The organism is Halorubrum rubrum, from assembly GCF_024494685.1.
In the GTDB taxonomy this organism is placed as follows: domain Archaea; phylum Halobacteriota; class Halobacteria; order Halobacteriales; family Haloferacaceae; genus Halorubrum; species Halorubrum rubrum.
The window spans coordinates 116,879-131,166 of record NZ_JANHDM010000008.1 but is presented as its reverse complement, the minus strand read 5'-3'; the positions used below and the strand labels follow the sequence as shown (position 1 = coordinate 131,166).

At 70.8% G+C, this 14,288-nt stretch carries 15 protein-coding genes; 13 read left to right on the top strand and 2 right to left on the bottom strand.

The window, feature by feature from the left end:
* Nucleotides 1-18: 18 nt before the first annotated feature.
* From coaBC to NO889_RS10340, 11 genes are all read left to right on the top strand, one after another.
* Nucleotides 19-1,212, top strand: a complete 1,194-nt coding sequence (gene coaBC, locus NO889_RS10390; RefSeq protein WP_256412180.1) for a bifunctional phosphopantothenoylcysteine decarboxylase/phosphopantothenate--cysteine ligase CoaBC — start codon at nt 19-21, stop codon at nt 1,210-1,212.
* Between the two features lie 115 nt (nt 1,213-1,327).
* Nucleotides 1,328-2,524, top strand: coding sequence for a monovalent cation/H+ antiporter subunit E (locus NO889_RS10385; RefSeq protein ID WP_256412179.1), 1,197 nt, complete (start codon nt 1,328-1,330; stop codon nt 2,522-2,524).
* Nucleotides 2,521-2,826, top strand: a complete 306-nt coding sequence (locus tag NO889_RS10380) for a cation:proton antiporter (protein ID WP_256412178.1) — start codon at nt 2,521-2,523, stop codon at nt 2,824-2,826. The genes NO889_RS10385 and NO889_RS10380 overlap by 4 nt, the downstream gene beginning before the upstream one ends.
* Nucleotides 2,826-3,152, top strand: coding sequence for a monovalent cation/H(+) antiporter subunit G (gene mnhG / locus NO889_RS10375; protein WP_256412222.1), 327 nt, complete (start codon nt 2,826-2,828; stop codon nt 3,150-3,152). The genes NO889_RS10380 and mnhG overlap by 1 nt, the downstream gene beginning before the upstream one ends.
* On the top strand, nt 3,149-3,715 hold the full coding sequence (locus NO889_RS10370; RefSeq protein WP_256412177.1) for a DUF4040 domain-containing protein: 567 nt from the start codon (nt 3,149-3,151) through the stop codon (nt 3,713-3,715). The genes mnhG and NO889_RS10370 overlap by 4 nt, the downstream gene beginning before the upstream one ends.
* Nucleotides 3,712-4,407, top strand: a complete 696-nt coding sequence (locus NO889_RS10365; RefSeq protein ID WP_256412175.1) for an MnhB domain-containing protein — start codon at nt 3,712-3,714, stop codon at nt 4,405-4,407. Before NO889_RS10370 ends, NO889_RS10365 begins: the two co-directional genes overlap by 4 nt.
* Nucleotides 4,404-4,937, top strand: coding sequence for a cation:proton antiporter subunit C (locus NO889_RS10360; protein WP_256412174.1), 534 nt, complete (start codon nt 4,404-4,406; stop codon nt 4,935-4,937). Before NO889_RS10365 ends, NO889_RS10360 begins: the two co-directional genes overlap by 4 nt.
* On the top strand, nt 4,930-6,510 hold the full coding sequence (locus tag NO889_RS10355) for a proton-conducting transporter transmembrane domain-containing protein (protein WP_256412221.1): 1,581 nt from the start codon (nt 4,930-4,932) through the stop codon (nt 6,508-6,510). Before NO889_RS10360 ends, NO889_RS10355 begins: the two co-directional genes overlap by 8 nt.
* On the top strand, nt 6,507-8,579 hold the full coding sequence (locus NO889_RS10350; protein WP_256412173.1) for a proton-conducting transporter transmembrane domain-containing protein: 2,073 nt from the start codon (nt 6,507-6,509) through the stop codon (nt 8,577-8,579). The genes NO889_RS10355 and NO889_RS10350 overlap by 4 nt, the downstream gene beginning before the upstream one ends.
* The gene (locus NO889_RS10345) at nt 8,576-10,354 is read left to right on the top strand and encodes a Na(+)/H(+) antiporter subunit D (RefSeq protein WP_256412172.1); all 1,779 of its coding nucleotides are present in this window, start codon (nt 8,576-8,578) and stop codon (nt 10,352-10,354) included. The genes NO889_RS10350 and NO889_RS10345 overlap by 4 nt, the downstream gene beginning before the upstream one ends.
* An 8-nt stretch (nt 10,355-10,362) precedes the next feature.
* On the top strand, nt 10,363-11,223 hold the full coding sequence (locus NO889_RS10340) for a purine nucleoside permease (RefSeq protein WP_256412171.1): 861 nt from the start codon (nt 10,363-10,365) through the stop codon (nt 11,221-11,223).
* A gap of 61 nt (nt 11,224-11,284) precedes the next feature.
* On the opposite strand, the gene NO889_RS10335 is transcribed toward NO889_RS10340, so the two are convergent.
* Together NO889_RS10335 and NO889_RS10330 are read right to left on the bottom strand one after the other, a co-directional pair.
* Entirely contained in the window at nt 11,285-11,638 is a 354-nt protein-coding gene (locus tag NO889_RS10335) for a helix-turn-helix transcriptional regulator (RefSeq protein ID WP_256412170.1), read from the bottom strand.
* 25 nt (nt 11,639-11,663) lie between these two features.
* Nucleotides 11,664-12,437: an NRDE family protein gene (locus NO889_RS10330; protein ID WP_256412169.1), complete on the bottom strand. Its 774-nt coding sequence runs from the start codon at nt 12,435-12,437 to the stop codon at nt 11,664-11,666.
* A gap of 128 nt (nt 12,438-12,565) precedes the next feature.
* Here NO889_RS10330 and NO889_RS10325 point away from each other — a divergent pair, with 128 nt between their 5' ends.
* Together NO889_RS10325 and gfcR are read left to right on the top strand one after the other, a co-directional pair.
* Complete coding sequence (locus NO889_RS10325) at nt 12,566-13,636, top strand: glucose 1-dehydrogenase (RefSeq protein WP_256412168.1); 1,071 nt, start codon at nt 12,566-12,568, stop codon at nt 13,634-13,636.
* Entirely contained in the window at nt 13,623-14,255 is a 633-nt protein-coding gene (gene gfcR / locus NO889_RS10320) for a transcriptional regulator GfcR (protein WP_256412167.1), read from the top strand. The genes NO889_RS10325 and gfcR overlap by 14 nt, the downstream gene beginning before the upstream one ends.
* Nucleotides 14,256-14,288 lie beyond the last annotated feature (33 nt).

Genomic DNA, 14,288 nt, shown 5'->3' with positions numbered 1-14,288 from the left:
GGGCGGGAACGCCCGGTAATGTTAGCGGGGGTCAACGTCGGGCTGGGCGTCTCGGGCAGCATCGCGGCGGTGAAGGTGGTCGAGCTCGCCCACGAGCTTCGCCGCCACGGCGCGAGCGTCCGTGCGGTGATGACGCCGGCCGCGACGAACATCGTCCACCCGTGGGCGGTCGACTTCGCCACCGACGAGCCCGTCGTCACCGAGATCACCGGCGACGTCGAGCACGTCGAGCTCTGCGGGCGCGACGGCTGGGCGGACGTCCTCCTCCTGGCCCCGGCGACCGCCAACACCGCCGGAAAGGTCGCGGCCGCCGTCGACGACACGCCGGTGACCACCTGCGCGACCACGGCGCTCGGCGCGGGCGTGCCCGTCGTGATGGCCCCGGCGATGCACGAGCCGATGTACGACCATCCGGGCGTGCTGGAGGCGCTCGACCGGCTCGCGGCGTGGGGCGTGACGTTCGCCGACCCGCGGGTGGAGGAGGGGAAAGCCAAGATCGCCGCGGAGTCGACGGTCCTCACGGAGGTCGCTCGCGCGACGACGCCGGACGTCCTCTCGGGGGCGCACGTCGTCGTCACCGCGGGCGCGACCAAGGAGCGGATCGACCCGATCCGAATCATAACCAACCGGGCGTCCGGCAAGACGGGGCGGGCGGTCGCCCGCGCGTGTTACGTCCGCGGGGCGGACGTGACGCTCGTCCAGGACGGCCCCGAGGTCCCCTACGCCGACGTCGTCGCGGTCGAGACCGCCGACGAGATGATCGCCGCCTGCCGGCAGGCGGCCGCGACCGCGGACGCGCTGGTGTCGGCGGCGGCCATCTCCGATTTCACCGCCGACGCCGTCGACGAGAAGATCCGGTCGGGGTCCCCCCTCTCCGTCGACCTGCGACCGACGCCGAAGCTGCTCGACTCGGTCCGGGAGGCGCACCCGGACCTCCCGCTCGTGGGGTTCAAAGCCGAGACGTCCGGCGACGACGCGGCGATGGTCGCGGAGGCCGAACGCATCCGCGACCGCGTCGGGCTCGCGTTCGTCGTCGCCAACGACGCGAGCGTGATGGGCGACGACCGGACGCGCGTCCTGCTCGTCGGCGCGGAGGGCGCGGATCCGGAGCCGGTGTCCGGGACGAAAGACGTCGTCGCCGGCCGGATCGCGGAGCGGCTGGCGGCGGTCCTCGAACGCGACGGCGAGAGCCGATCGGATCGGCCGACCTGACCCGGAGCGATCCGACCGGGATACAAACTGTTTTGGGGCGGTAGGGCCACGCCTCGGGTAGACATATCCATGTGTAGCCAGACGGCCATCCCCGACGCCACGGGAGGTGAATCCGGTGGCTGACGGCGGAGGCCTCGGTCCGAAGGGCGGTTCCGTCGTCGTCCCCATCGAGTCGACGCCGACGCTGCGCGCGACGGTCACGCACCTCGTCGAGTCCGCGGCCGACGGCGAGTTCTCCGCGATCCACTTCGTCGTCTTCGCCACCTGGCGCGAGGGCGATCCGGAGGCGTTCGACCGCGAGGCGAGCGTCGATCGACTCCTCGAACGCGTGTCGACGTGGGCGGAGGCCGACCTCGCGGACGTCGACGACGTCGACGTCGGCGACGTGGCGGTCGCCACCACGGTCGTCGGCGGCGACGAGTACCTCTTCGGCGCGGACGACTACGTCCGCGAGCTCGTCGCGTACGCCGACGATCACGGGATCGAACATGTCGTGTTGGACCCGGAGTACACCCCCGTGGGGAACACGACGCTGCTCCAGTCGCTCGAGTTCGCGCTCTCGCGGACCGACCTCGTCGTCCGCGAGGCGCCGGTCGCCCGGCCGACCCGCCGAGAACGACTCCGCAAGGAGGCGACCGGGATCCGGTTCGCGGCGATCTTCGGGCTGTCGCTCGCCTTCTACCTCGCGCTCGGCGATCCCTTCTACCCGTTCGACGTCGTGACCGGCGTCGCGAGCGCGACGATCGTCGCGGTCACGCTCTCGCGAGTCAGCCTCGACGCGGACCCGTCGCTGGCGCGGACGCCGATGCGGCTGCTCCGCGGCGCGGTGTACGTCCCCGCCCTCCTCTTCGAGATACTCAAGTCCAACGTGGTCGTCGCGCGGGTGATCCTCGACCCGCGGATGCCGATCGAGCCGACGCTCAACCGGGTCCGCGTGATCGTCGGCAGCGGGCTCCCGGTGACCACGCTCGCGAACTCGATCACGCTGACGCCCGGCACTCTCACCGTCCGGGCGCGCGACGGGAACCTCTACGTCCACTCGCTCATCCCGTGGGCCCGCGACGGGCTCTTCGACGGGTCGCTGGAGCGGTGGACCCGGTTCGTCTTCTACGGCCGGGAGGCCGCGCGGCTGCCGACGCCCCGCGAGCGCGACGACGTCGGGATCTTCCAGGGACCGGACGCGACCGAGGAGTACCCCGGCGCGCGCGCCGACGGCGGCTCGGAGCGGGAGGACCCCTCCGCGGCCTCGTCGGCCGCGAACGACCGTGACGACGATTCCGACACGGCCGACGGAGAGGTGACGGCGGAATGAGCGTCGTCGACGCGCCCCTCGCGGCCGGCTACGCCGTGGAGGACTTCCTGCTCGTCGTAGCCGCCGGCTTCGTCGTCCTCGCGATCGGGATGCTCTACCGGGCGGTGAAGGGGCCGACGATGCAGGACCGCGTGCTCGCGGTCAACGTGCTCGGGACCAACACCGTGGTGATCCTCGCGATCCTCGGGGCGGCGCTCGGGGAGCCGACGTTCCTCGACATCGCGTTGGTGTACGCGCTGTTGAACTTCCTGATGGCCATCGCCATCTCGAAGTTCACCGTCGAGCGGGGTGGGGTCCTGTGATCGACGCGATCGCCCCCGTCAGGCTCGCGCTGATCGTCGTCTTCGGCCTCTGCGGGCTCTTTTTCACCTTCGTGTCGATGACCGGCGTGCTCCGGCTGCCCGACGTCTACTCGCGGGCGCACACCGCCTCGCAGGCGGACACGCTCGGCGCGGGGTTCACGCTCGCGGCGGTCGCGCTCGCGGCCGGCTGGGACGGCGCGGGCTTCAAGACCGTGCTCCTGTTGTTCTTCATCTTCGTGACGAACCCGACGGCGGCACACGCCATCGCGCGCGCCGCCTTCGAGGAGGGGATCGTGCCGTGGACGGAGGGGGACGAGCGCCGATGACGGGCGCGACCCCCGTCGTCGCCGGGATCTCCGCGATCGAGGCGAGCCTCTTCGTCTTCGTCGTCCTCACGGCGCTGGCGACCGCGTTCGCCCGCGACGTGCTCGCCGCGGTCATCATCTTCGGAGCGTACAGCCTCGGGATGGCCGCGCTGTACACCTTCTACCGCGCGCCCGACGTGGCGCTGACGGAGGCGGCGGTCTCGGCGGGCGTGACGACGGTGCTGTTGCTTCTCACGCTCGCGAAGACCACCCGGATCGACCACGAGGCCGCCTTCGAGTCGGTGAACTACCCGGCGGCGGGCGCGGTCGGCCTGCTGTTCGCCGGGCTCGCGGTCACGATGGTCGACGTCCCCGCGGTCGGGTCGCCCGACGCGCCGGTGTGGGGGAACCCCGACGTCAGCCAGTGGTACCTCGCCGAGACGTACGCTCAGACCGGCGTCGAGAACACCGTGATGGCGGTGTTGGCGGCGTTCCGCGGGTTCGACACCTTCGGCGAGGCGGTCGTCGTCTTCGCGGCCGGGATCGCCGCGCTCATCGTCCTCCGACGGGAGGTGTTCGCATGAGCGACGCCTCCGGCGGCGAGGCGAGCGACCCCGCCGACGAGCCCGCTCGCGCGAGCGCTGGTCGCCTCGACGCGGAGACGCGGCAGGGGCCGCCGTACACGGAGAGCCAGGTGATCATGTCCACCGTGAAGGTCGTCGCCCCGTTCGCGTTCACCTACGGGCTGTTCGTCACCTTCCACGGCGGCGGCTCGCCCGGCGGCGGCTTCCAGGGCGGCGCGATCGCGGCGGCGGTCGTGTTCATGATCGCCTTCGCGTTCGGCATCGAGTCCACCCGGCAGTGGCTCGCCAACACGGTCGTCGTCGCGCTCGCGGTCGGCGGGACGCTCGTGTTCGCCGGACTCGGACTGGTGCCGGTCGCCCGCGGCGGCGCGTTCCTCCAGTACGACCTCCTCCCGATCCCGTTCCTCGACCCCGTGAAGTACGGGATGGAGGCCGTGGAGATCGTCGGCATCGCACCCATCGTGAGCGGCGTGCTCGTCGGGCTGTTCTTCGTGCTCGCGCGCGGGTTCAACGGCGAGGGCTCCGGATCGCCCATCGGGGAGCGCGGTTACCTCGATTCGGAAGGGGACGAGGAGTCGACCGACGGCGAAGCCGGCGAAACGGGCGGAGCCGGCGGGGCCGACGAGACCGGCGAAGTCGACCGTGACGGCGGCTCGGCCGGTCGCTCAGCGACGGACGGGGGGTCGCGATGACGGCGGCGTCGACCGCGCTCGCCGCCGGGGCCGTCCGGTCGGCCGCGAGCGCGACCGCCGCGGTCGTCCCGCCGACCGCGCTCCCCGCGCAGTCGGCGCTTGACGTCCTCGGGACGCGGCACGCGTACCTGGTGTTCGCGCTGCTTCTCTGTATCGGGCTCTACATGATGATCGCCAACCCCAACCTCGTGAAGAAAGTGATCGGACTCAACCTGTTCCAGACGGCCATCTTCCTGCTGTTCATCGCCTCGGCGTACGTCGACGGCGGGGCGATCCCCATCGTCCCGTCGGGGGGCGGGGGCGGGCCGTACGTCAGCCCCCTCCCGCACGTGCTCGTGCTCACGGCCATCGTCGTCGGCGTGAGCCTCACCGCGGTGGCGCTCGCACTGTGTATCCGGATCTACGACGAGTACGGGACGCTCCGGGTCGACACGCTCCGCGAGCTGCTGCGCGAGGAGGGGTCGCTGCCCGCGAGTCCGGGCCTTCCCGGCGAGGAGTCGAGCGGCAATGGAGGGGAACGCGATGACTGACGTGCTGTTGCCGCTGTCGATCGCCGTCCCCATCGTGGCGGCGACGCTGCCGATCGCGCTCGGACTGCGATACGACGACGTCGGCTGGCCGGTCGCGGCGGTCGCGACGCTCGGACTGGTCGGCTCCGCGGTCGCGGTCGCGGTCGAGGTGTACACCGGCGGGCCGTTCGACCACGAGCTGGGCGGCTTCGCGCCGCCGATCGGGATCGAGCTCGTCGCCGACGAGCTGTCGGCGGCGGTGTTCCTCCTCGTCTCGCTCGTCTCGGCGGCCACGCTCGTCCTCTCTCGGGCGATCGGTCCGCGCGGGAACGCCTTCCACAGCGCCTATCTCCTGCTCGCCGGCGGGCTGGCGGGCGTCTCGCTCACGGGCGACCTGTTCAACCTGTTCGTCTTCCTCGAGATCGTCGGGTTGACGACGTACGCGCTCATCGCCGCCGATCGGTCGGGCGCGAGCGCGTACGCCTCGCTGAAGTACCTCGTCGTGGGGACCGTCGGCGCGTCGCTGTACCTCGTCGGCGTCGGCTACGTCTTCCTCGCGACGGGGACGCTGAACATGGCCGACGTGAGCGTCCAGATCGTCGAGCGGGCGAGCTACACCGACCCGCTCGTCCAGGCGGGATTCGCCTTCATCGCGGTCGGCTTCGCGCTGAAGATCGCGCTGTTCCCGGTCCACACCTGGCAGCCGGACGCCTACCAGCGCGCGCCGGACGCCGTGACGACGCTCGTCGCCGCGCTGGTGTCGACCGCCAGCGCCTACGCGCTGATCCGGGTGAGCTACTCCGTGTTCACCGTCGACTTCCTCGCCGCCAACGACGCCATCGTGACGGGGATCCTCCTCGTCGCCGGCGTCTCGATCCTCGCGGGGTCGGCGCTCGCGGTCATGCAGTCGGACCTCAAACGGATGTTCGCGTACTCCTCGGTCGCGCAGTTCGGGATGATCGTCGCCGCCGTCGGGATCGCCGACGAGACGGCGCTGCTGGGGGGGATCGTCCACCTCGTCGGCCACGGCCTGTTGAAGTTCGGGCTCTTCTGCGGGCTCGCGCTGCTGGCCGCGGGCTACGGCGCGCGCCGCGTCGAGGACCTCGCGAGCCTCGCTCGCGACGCCCCGTTCGCGTCGGGCGCGCTCGCCGTGCTCGGCCTCGCGCTCGTCGGCATACCCCCGTCGATCGGCTTTCTCGGCAAGTGGTACATCGCGCTCGGCGCGGTCCGCTCCGCCGGCGCGACGGGCGGTGTCGTCGGGGTCGGCATCGCCGCCGTGATCCTCGCCAGCACGCTGTTCACGCTGGCGTACGTCGCCCGCGTGATTGAGCGGCTCTACTTCGCCGGCGTCGACCGCGAGGACGCGGAACACGGTGGTGCCGCCGGTCACGCCGGCTACGCCGACGGGTCGGACCGTGACGCCGGCACCGCGGTCGCCGACGGCGGCAGCGGTGACGCCACGGTTCCCGGAACCGTCCCGACCGCGCCGCTCGTCGTCCTCGTCGTCGCCGCGCTCGTCGCGGTCGGACTCGGCTTCGCGGGGGCCGGGTTCGAGACGCTCCTCGACCCGTACCTCTCGGAGGTGTTCGCATGACCGAAGCCATCGTACAGGACCCACGTCCGCTGTTCGCCGTCCTCGTCTCGCTCGTCGCGGCCGTGCTCGTCGTCGCGTCGTACCGCTCGCCGAACGTCCGCGAGGGGTGGACGATCCTCGCGGCGGTCGCGAAGTTCGGGATCGTCGCCTCGATGCTGCCGCGCGTGCTCGAGGGAGCCGCCTTCGAGTGGACGATCGTCGAGCTCCTCCCGGACATCGCGCTCGTGTTGCGCGCGGACGCGCTCGGGATGCTGTTCGCCTTTCTCGCGTCCGGCCTCTGGATAATCACCTCGTTTTATAGCATCGGCTACATGCGCGGGCTCGACGAGGCCAACCAGACGCGCTACTTCGCCGCGTTCGCCGTGTCGCTGTCGGCGACGATGGGGATCGCGTTCGCGGGCAACCTCGTGACGATCTTCGTCTTCTACGAGCTGTTGTCGATCGCGACGTACCCGCTCGTCGCGCACGACGAGACGCCGGAGGCGCGCTCGGCCGGCCGGAAGTACCTCGCGTACACGATGTTCGGCGGCGGCGTGCTCGTCCTCGCCGGCACGGTCATGGTGTACTGGCTGACCGGGACCGTCGCGTTCACCGCCGGCGGCATCGAGGAGCTTGCGAGCGCCGACCCCGGCCTGGCGATGCTCGCCTTCTTCCTCCTCGCGATCGGGTTCGGCGTGAAGGCGGGGATCATGCCGCTTCACCAGTGGCTCCCCGAGGCGATGGTCGCGCCGACGCCCGTCTCCGGACTGCTCCACGCGGTCGCGGTCGTCAAGTCCGGCGCGTTCGGCGTCTCGCGGGTCGTCCTCGACGTGTTCGGCCCGGAGCTCGTCTTCGACCTCTCGTTACCGTTCGGCTTCACGGCCGGGCTCGTGCTCTCGACGATCGGCGCGGTCACGCTGACCGCCGCCTCGCTCATCGCCTTACGGAAGGACCACCTGAAACAGCGGCTCGCCTACTCGACGGTGAGTCAGTTGAGCTACATCGTCCTCGGGCTCGGGCTGTTCGGCTGGTACGGGCTCGTGGGGGCGCTGTTACACATCCCGGCGCACGCGTTCATGAAGCTCACCCTGTTCTTCTGTGCGGGGAACCTCCACGTCTCGACGCACACCGACTACATCTCGGAGATGGCGGGGATCGGGAAGCGGATGCCGCTGACGATGGGGGCGTTCACCGTCGCCTCGCTCGGCATGGCCGGGATCCCGCTTCTCGCCGGGTTCGTGAGCAAGTACTACATGCTGATCGGCGGGGTCCGGATGGGTGCGACGTTCACGCCGGTCGCCTACTATCTCGCCGGAGCGCTGCTGCTCTCCGGCGTTCTCAACGTCGCGTACTTCTGGCCGGTCATCTACACCGCCTTCTTCGAGGCCGAGGAGGCCCACGACGCGAAGCCGCTCGTCGACTTCGCGATGGGCGGCGAGTCGCGGTCGACGCTGGCGGCGACCGACGGGGGACGCGAAGGTGACGACGCGTCCGAGGAGGACGCGGTCGACGAGGTCGTCGAGAGCGCCGAGGGCGACGAGAGCGAGGGATCGGCGGCCGACGACGCCGGCGTTCCGGACGACTCCGACATCCCCGACGCCGAACTCGACGACCTGCCGACCGACGAGGAGGGCGTCGTCCGGCCCGATTTCAACACGAGCGAGCGCGACTTCTCGGAGCCGGCAGAGCGGGTCGACACCGGCGACTACGCGGTCGACCAGCGTCCCTCCGACGCCGACGTGCCGTTCGGAGTCGGGCGCGGGGCGGCGGATCCGACGGAGACGACGGACGCATCCGCCGACGCGGCCGACGGCGACGATCCCGCGGCCGTCGACCGTGACTCCGACCACGACGGCCACGGGGCCGATCGCGACGACCACCACGGCGGCCCGCCGCCGGGCGGCTGGGAGCACCTGCGCGGGATCGACGCGCTCCGGGGGAGCGAGTCCACGTGGTTCACGCTCGCGCCGATCCTGACCGCGATGGCGCTCGCGGTACTGCTCGGCGTGATCCCCTACGAGATGGGCTTCCTGGAGCTGATCGAGCTCATCGTCGACACGCGGCTCCCCGAGGAGGTGGCCCGGCCATGACGGGCGCGACCGCGGCGCTGACCGCGATCCCGCCGTACCTCGTCGTCGCCGTCGCGTCGCTGCTCGTGCTCGCGCTTCCGCGCGCGCCCGGACACGCGCTGGGTGCGGTAGCGACCGCGTTCGTCTTCGCGCAGGCGGTCCTGCTCGGCGACGGCGGGACGGGCGCGCACCTCGCGACGACGTTCCTCGGGTTCGACGTGGTCTTCTTCAACGTCGATCCGTTCTCGCTTCTGATGGGCGTCGTCGTCGGCTTCCTCGCGACGGCGGCGGTGCTGTACGCGTACGGCAGCGACGCGCCGCGGTGGGTCACGTCGCTCGCGCTGATCTACGTCGCCACCACGGTGGGGACGATCTACGCCGGCGACTGGCTCACCCTGGTCTTCTTCTGGGAGCTGATGGCCGTCACCTCGACGCTTCTCGTCTGGCAGCACGGCGGCGCGGCGGTGCGGGCCGGCTACCGGTACGCGCTGTTTCACGCCACCGGCGGGACGATCCTGCTCGCGGCCGTCGTCGTCCACTTCGCGAACGCCGGGACGGTCCTCTTCTCGGCGACCGCCGGGATCCATCCGGCCGCGACCGTGCTGGCCGCGATCGGGATCGGGATCAACTGCGGGTTCATCTTCCTCCACTCCTGGCTGCCGGACACCTACCCGCGCCCGCACGTCGCGGCGTCGGTGTTCCTCTCGGTGTTCACGACGAAGACCGCGGCGTACGTGATGTACCGCGCGTTCCCCGAGGGCGGCATGTGGCTCGCGTACCTCGGCGGGTTCATGGCGGTGTACGGGGCCTTCTTCGCGCTGCTCCAGTACGACCCGAGACGCCTGCTGTCGTACCACATCCAGGCGCAGCTCGGCTACATGCTCGCCGGGTTCGGGCTCGCGACCGCCGTCGGCGAGTTCGCGGTGGTCGGCGGCTTCGCGCACCTCTTCAACAACGTCCTCTACAAGAGCCTGCTGTTCATGGCGGTCGGCGTCGTGGTCTACCGGACCGGCGTGGAGGACATCCGCGAGATGGGGGGTCTCTGGCGGGTGATGCCGGTCACCTTCCTCGTCTACGTCGTCGGCGCGGCCTCCATTACGGCCGTGCCCGGCTTCAACGGGTTCATCTCGAAGGGGATGGTGCTCGACTCCGCCCACGAGATCCACGACTACACGCTGCTTCTGGACGCCGGACTGCTCTGGTGGCTACTCGTCCTCGGCGGCGTGGGGACGTTCATGTCGTTCATCAAGCTCGGCTACTACGTCTTCTTCCACGGGTCGGCGACGCTGTCGCCGGACGACGCCACCGCGTTCCAGACCGCGGGGATGGCGCTGGCCGCGGGGGCGTGCGTCTTCTTCGGCGTCTTCTACGCCCAGCTGATCGAGCTGATGCCCTTCACTGACCTCATCCTCAGCGAGGAGGTCTACTTCAAACCGTACAGCCGGAGCCACCTAACCGAGAGCGCCGCGCTGCTGGTCGCCGGCTTCGTCGGCTTCTTCGCGCTGAAGCGGCCGCTCGGCTGGCTCGCACACCACATGCGCGACGTCGACGCGATCCTGTTCCCGGCCGCCTTCTACGCCGGGCGCTGGTCGGTGTGGGGCGTCACCGAGGCGTGGGCCGCGGTCGATCGGGCGACGATGCGGGTCGTCGGGGGCGCGAAGTGGGTCGCGATGAACCCGCGGCAGCTGCTCGCGAACGCCGGCGTCGACGCCGAGATCCGGGCCGGGATCGGTCGGAGCGTGCTGTTGTTGACGCTCACGGCGGCCGTCGCTCTGTTCGCGCTGCTCCTGGGGTGAACGGATCGATGCCAGTCGCGCTGGACGCGCTCGTGTTGCCGGCGTTCGAGGAGCTCGACCCGCTTCCCGCCGCGGGCGAGACCGAACCGTGGCACGACGCCTATGACCTCTCGGAGCGGGTCGACGTGCCGGGGACGCTCGCGCCGCTGTATCACGACGCGGACGGGCTCGGCGTCGTTCCCACGGGGATCGGCAAGGCCGCGGCGGCGACGACGACCGCCGCGCTCCGTGCCGGCGACGCGGTCGATCTCTCCGACGCGCTCGTCCTCTCGGTCGGGATCGCCGGAGCGCCGCCCGACCTCCCGATCGGGTCGGTGGTGATCGCCGACGAGATCGTCGACTGGGACGACAAGTGTCGGTTCGACCCCGACGACGGGGACTGCGAGGACGACGGGAGCGACGGCGGAGACGTACCGATCGCGCCCGACCCCTACACGGAGGGCCAGGGCGTCTTCGATCTCGATCCCGGCCTCGTCTCGGACGCGGCCGACCTGGCCGCCGGCGTCGCCCTCGAGAGCATCGGGGAAGAGTCGGAACCGACCGTGACCGTCGGGACCAACGTCTGTGCCGACGAGCTGTGGCACGGTCGGACCGTCGCCGAGCACGTGTCCGGATTCCTCGAGGCGCTCGACCGGGGGCCGTACCGCGCGACCGAGATGGAGGACGCCGGGACGGTCGCGGCGCTCCGCCGGTTCGGGCTCGCGGATCGCTACCTCAGCGTCCGCGGGATCTCGAACCACGACAGGCCGGCGCCGGGCGAGTCATCGCGCGAGTCGTTCGAGGCGTCGCTCACCGAAGCGGGACTCGAGACGGGGCTCGCGAACGCGGTGCGGGTCGCGCGGGCGGTCGTCGACGACCGGCGAGTGTGAGGGCTGCGGGAGCGGCGTGAAACGGCGGAAGCGACGAGAACGGGAGAGAACCGGGGGCGGCTCAGTACTCCTCGTAGGCGAGGTTCATCAGCCACTGCGAGAACGCGTCGGACTGCGGATCGATCTCCTCCTCGCCGATGAACGGCGAGAGCATGTCGCCGGCCATCAGGAGCGAGAAGTCGAGGTCCCGCGGAGCCGGCTCGAGGTAGTAGGTGTTGTGGCCGTCGTACACCGTGTTCTCGCGCTGGATCAGCCCGGACTCCTGGAGGGCCTCCGCGATGCGGCTCCCCTTCCGCGAGGAGACGTCGAGCTGCTTCCAGAAGTCGCTCTGATGGATCCCGCCGGTCTCGCGGATGAGCTCGAGACCGGCGCGCTCGTCCGCCGACAGATCGGACTCGAGTTCGGACACGCTCATACCCACACAGGCGCCGGCGAGTCGCTTAAAACTGGCTTTCCGTCCGGAAGTCCGCCGGAACCGCGATCGACTCCGTCGCCGTCTCGCAGGGCGGACCGTCGGCGAACGCCATCGCCGGGTCGGATCCGGTCCGGATCCGAGTGAACGAACGCGTCCCGTAGCCGTCGCCGTGGAGACACGCGCCGTACGCGTGGTCGGCGAGGACGTCGCTCGCGCGGTCGAGCCACCCGTCGCCGGACTCGCCGGGCTCCGGGACGAGCGCGCTCGCGATCCGACGGACGCTCGCCGCGCGCTCCGCGCCGAAGTCCGCGCGCCGGTCCGGTATCGCGAACCGCGCCTCGCCGTTGACCACGCCGCCGACGTTGCCGACGACGTGGACTCCCGGATCGAGGCGGGTGACGGCCAGTCCGCCGTCGTACGAGAGGAGGAAAGCCGCCGCGTCGGCGGCCACGGCGAGGTTGAACCCGTCGTACTCGCGGTCGGTGACCTCCCGTTCGACCGCGCGGGCGGCCGCCTCCGCGGACGGTTCGCGCAGACAGTCCTCGACGAGCAGGCCGCGCGAGCGGTCCCCCTCGCGGCCGTCCTCGAGCCACCGGTTCGTGACGGCGACGACGACGCCGGCGTCGTTCATCCCGATCCAGGTGCCGCCGGCCTCGGCGTCGCGCGGCGCGAGGAACCGCCGTTCGTCCCCGCGGAGGGACGGCGGCTCCGAGACGCGGGAGAGCGACTCGTCGCGGTTGGCGGCCAGCGCGACCGGGACTTCCGGGAAGACGCGCCAGGCGAGCGTGAGCGTACACACGGTCCGCAGTGGGGGCGGACGAACCAAAAAGTCGCCGCCGCGAGGGCGACCGGCCGGAACGATCGACGGTGATCAGGTTTACTCGGGACAAAAGAAATCTTTTGGTGACGGGGATCCTCGGTTCGCGTATGAAGGCGATCGCCGTGTACGAGGACGGGACCGAACCGGTCGTGATCGAGAAGCCGCGCCCGGAGCCGGCGGCGGGCGAGGCGCTCGTCCGCACGCTCCGCGTGGGCGTCGACGGGACCGACCACGAGGTCGTCGCCGGGGGCTACGGCGGACGGCCCGACGGCGAGGACCACATCGTCCTCGGACACGAGGCGGTCGGCGTCGTCGAGGACCCGAACGACACGCCTTTCGAGGCCGGCGACGTGGTCGTCCCGACGGTCCGTCGCCCCCCGAACGGCGCGAACGAGTACTTCGCGCGCGGCGAGCCGGACATGGCCCCGGACGGCGAGTATCACGAGCGGGGGATCGTGGGCGCACACGGCTTCATGGCCGAGTACTTCACGAGCCCCGCGGAGTTCCTCGTTGAGGTCCCCCCCGAACTCGCCGAGTGGGGCTTCCTCGTCGAGCCCGTCTCGATCACGGAGAAGGCGGTCGAACACGCGTTCGCGAGCCGGTCGACGTTCCACTGGGAGCCCGACTCGGCGCTCGTGTTGGGGAACGGGTCGCTCGGGCTGCTCACCGTCGCGATGCTGGACGCGGAGTTCGACCGGATCTACTGTCTCGGCCGCCGCGAGCGCCCCGACCCGACGATCGACGTCATCGAATCGCTCGGGGCGACGTACGTGAACTCGAACGAGACGGACGTCTCGGACGTTCCGGACGCACACGAGCCGATGGACTTCGTCTACGAGGCGACCGGCCACGCGCCTCACGCCTTCGAGGCGGTGGAGGCGCTCGCCCCCAACGGGGTCGCGGCGCTGCTCGGCGTGCCCGGCGACTGGACGTTCGAGATCGACGGCGGGCGGATCCACCGCGAGCTCGTCTTACACAACAAGGCGCTCGTGGGCAGCGTCAACTCCGGGTACGAACACTTCGAGGCGGCCGTCGAGTCGCTGTCGGGACTCTCCGAGGCGTTCCTCTCGGATCTCGTTACCGGCGTCCATCCGCTCGAGTCGTTCGAGGCCGCCTTCGTGGATGACGACACGACTATTAAAACGGCGGTCGAATTCGCCGCGTATGAAGAACGTTGACGACCTGATCGACAGCGCGGCCGAGCTCGCCGACCACGGGCTCTCGAAGGGCGAGATCGCAGACGAGCTGAACGTCTCGCGAGAGACGGCGAGCTGGCTCGTCGAGCGCGCCGGCGGCAACGACGAGAGCGCGGCGCAGACCGACACCGACACGACCGCCGACATCCACGTGGACTGGTCCGCGCTCGGCCGCGACTCGACGCGGCTCACCTACGCCGCGAAGGCGATGGCGGATCTGTTGGTGAAGGAGGGAGAGGCGGTCGATCTCACGGTCGGCATCGAGAAGGCGGGCGCGCCGCTCGCGACCGCGGTCGCCCGTGAGCTCGACACGGACCTCGGGACGTACGCCCCCGCGAAACACCAGTGGGAGGAGGGCGACATCGCCGACCACGGCGGCGGGTTCTCCCGGAACTTCGCCGCGATCCGCGACCGCGACTGCTACGTCGTCGACGACATCGTCACCTCTGGGACCACGATGCGCGAGTCGATCGACGCGATCCGCGAACACGGCGGCGAGCCGGTCGCGTGCGTCGTGCTCGTCGACAAGGTCGGATACGACGAGATCGACGACGTCCCGGTCTACTCGCTCGTCGACGTCGTCAGCGTCGACCGCGAGTGAGACGCTCGACGTCGGTTCCGCGCCGAACGGGAG

Coding starts and splice junctions, on each gene's coding strand:
- NO889_RS10340 (WP_256412171.1), top strand. CDS start 10,363: ATGCCAGTCGCGCTGGACGCGCTCGTGTTGCCGGCGTTCGAGGAGCTC.
- NO889_RS10350 (WP_256412173.1), top strand. CDS start 6,507: ATGACCGAAGCCATCGTACAGGACCCACGTCCGCTGTTCGCCGTCCTC.
- NO889_RS10325 (WP_256412168.1), top strand. CDS start 12,566: ATGAAGGCGATCGCCGTGTACGAGGACGGGACCGAACCGGTCGTGATC.
- NO889_RS10355 (WP_256412221.1), top strand. CDS start 4,930: ATGACTGACGTGCTGTTGCCGCTGTCGATCGCCGTCCCCATCGTGGCG.
- NO889_RS10365 (WP_256412175.1), top strand. CDS start 3,712: ATGAGCGACGCCTCCGGCGGCGAGGCGAGCGACCCCGCCGACGAGCCC.
- NO889_RS10345 (WP_256412172.1), top strand. CDS start 8,576: ATGACGGGCGCGACCGCGGCGCTGACCGCGATCCCGCCGTACCTCGTC.
- NO889_RS10370 (WP_256412177.1), top strand. CDS start 3,149: ATGACGGGCGCGACCCCCGTCGTCGCCGGGATCTCCGCGATCGAGGCG.
- NO889_RS10380 (WP_256412178.1), top strand. CDS start 2,521: ATGAGCGTCGTCGACGCGCCCCTCGCGGCCGGCTACGCCGTGGAGGAC.
- NO889_RS10335 (WP_256412170.1), bottom strand. CDS start 11,638: ATGAGCGTGTCCGAACTCGAGTCCGATCTGTCGGCGGACGAGCGCGCC.
- coaBC (WP_256412180.1), top strand. CDS start 19: ATGTTAGCGGGGGTCAACGTCGGGCTGGGCGTCTCGGGCAGCATCGCG.
- gfcR (WP_256412167.1), top strand. CDS start 13,623: ATGAAGAACGTTGACGACCTGATCGACAGCGCGGCCGAGCTCGCCGAC.
- NO889_RS10360 (WP_256412174.1), top strand. CDS start 4,404: ATGACGGCGGCGTCGACCGCGCTCGCCGCCGGGGCCGTCCGGTCGGCC.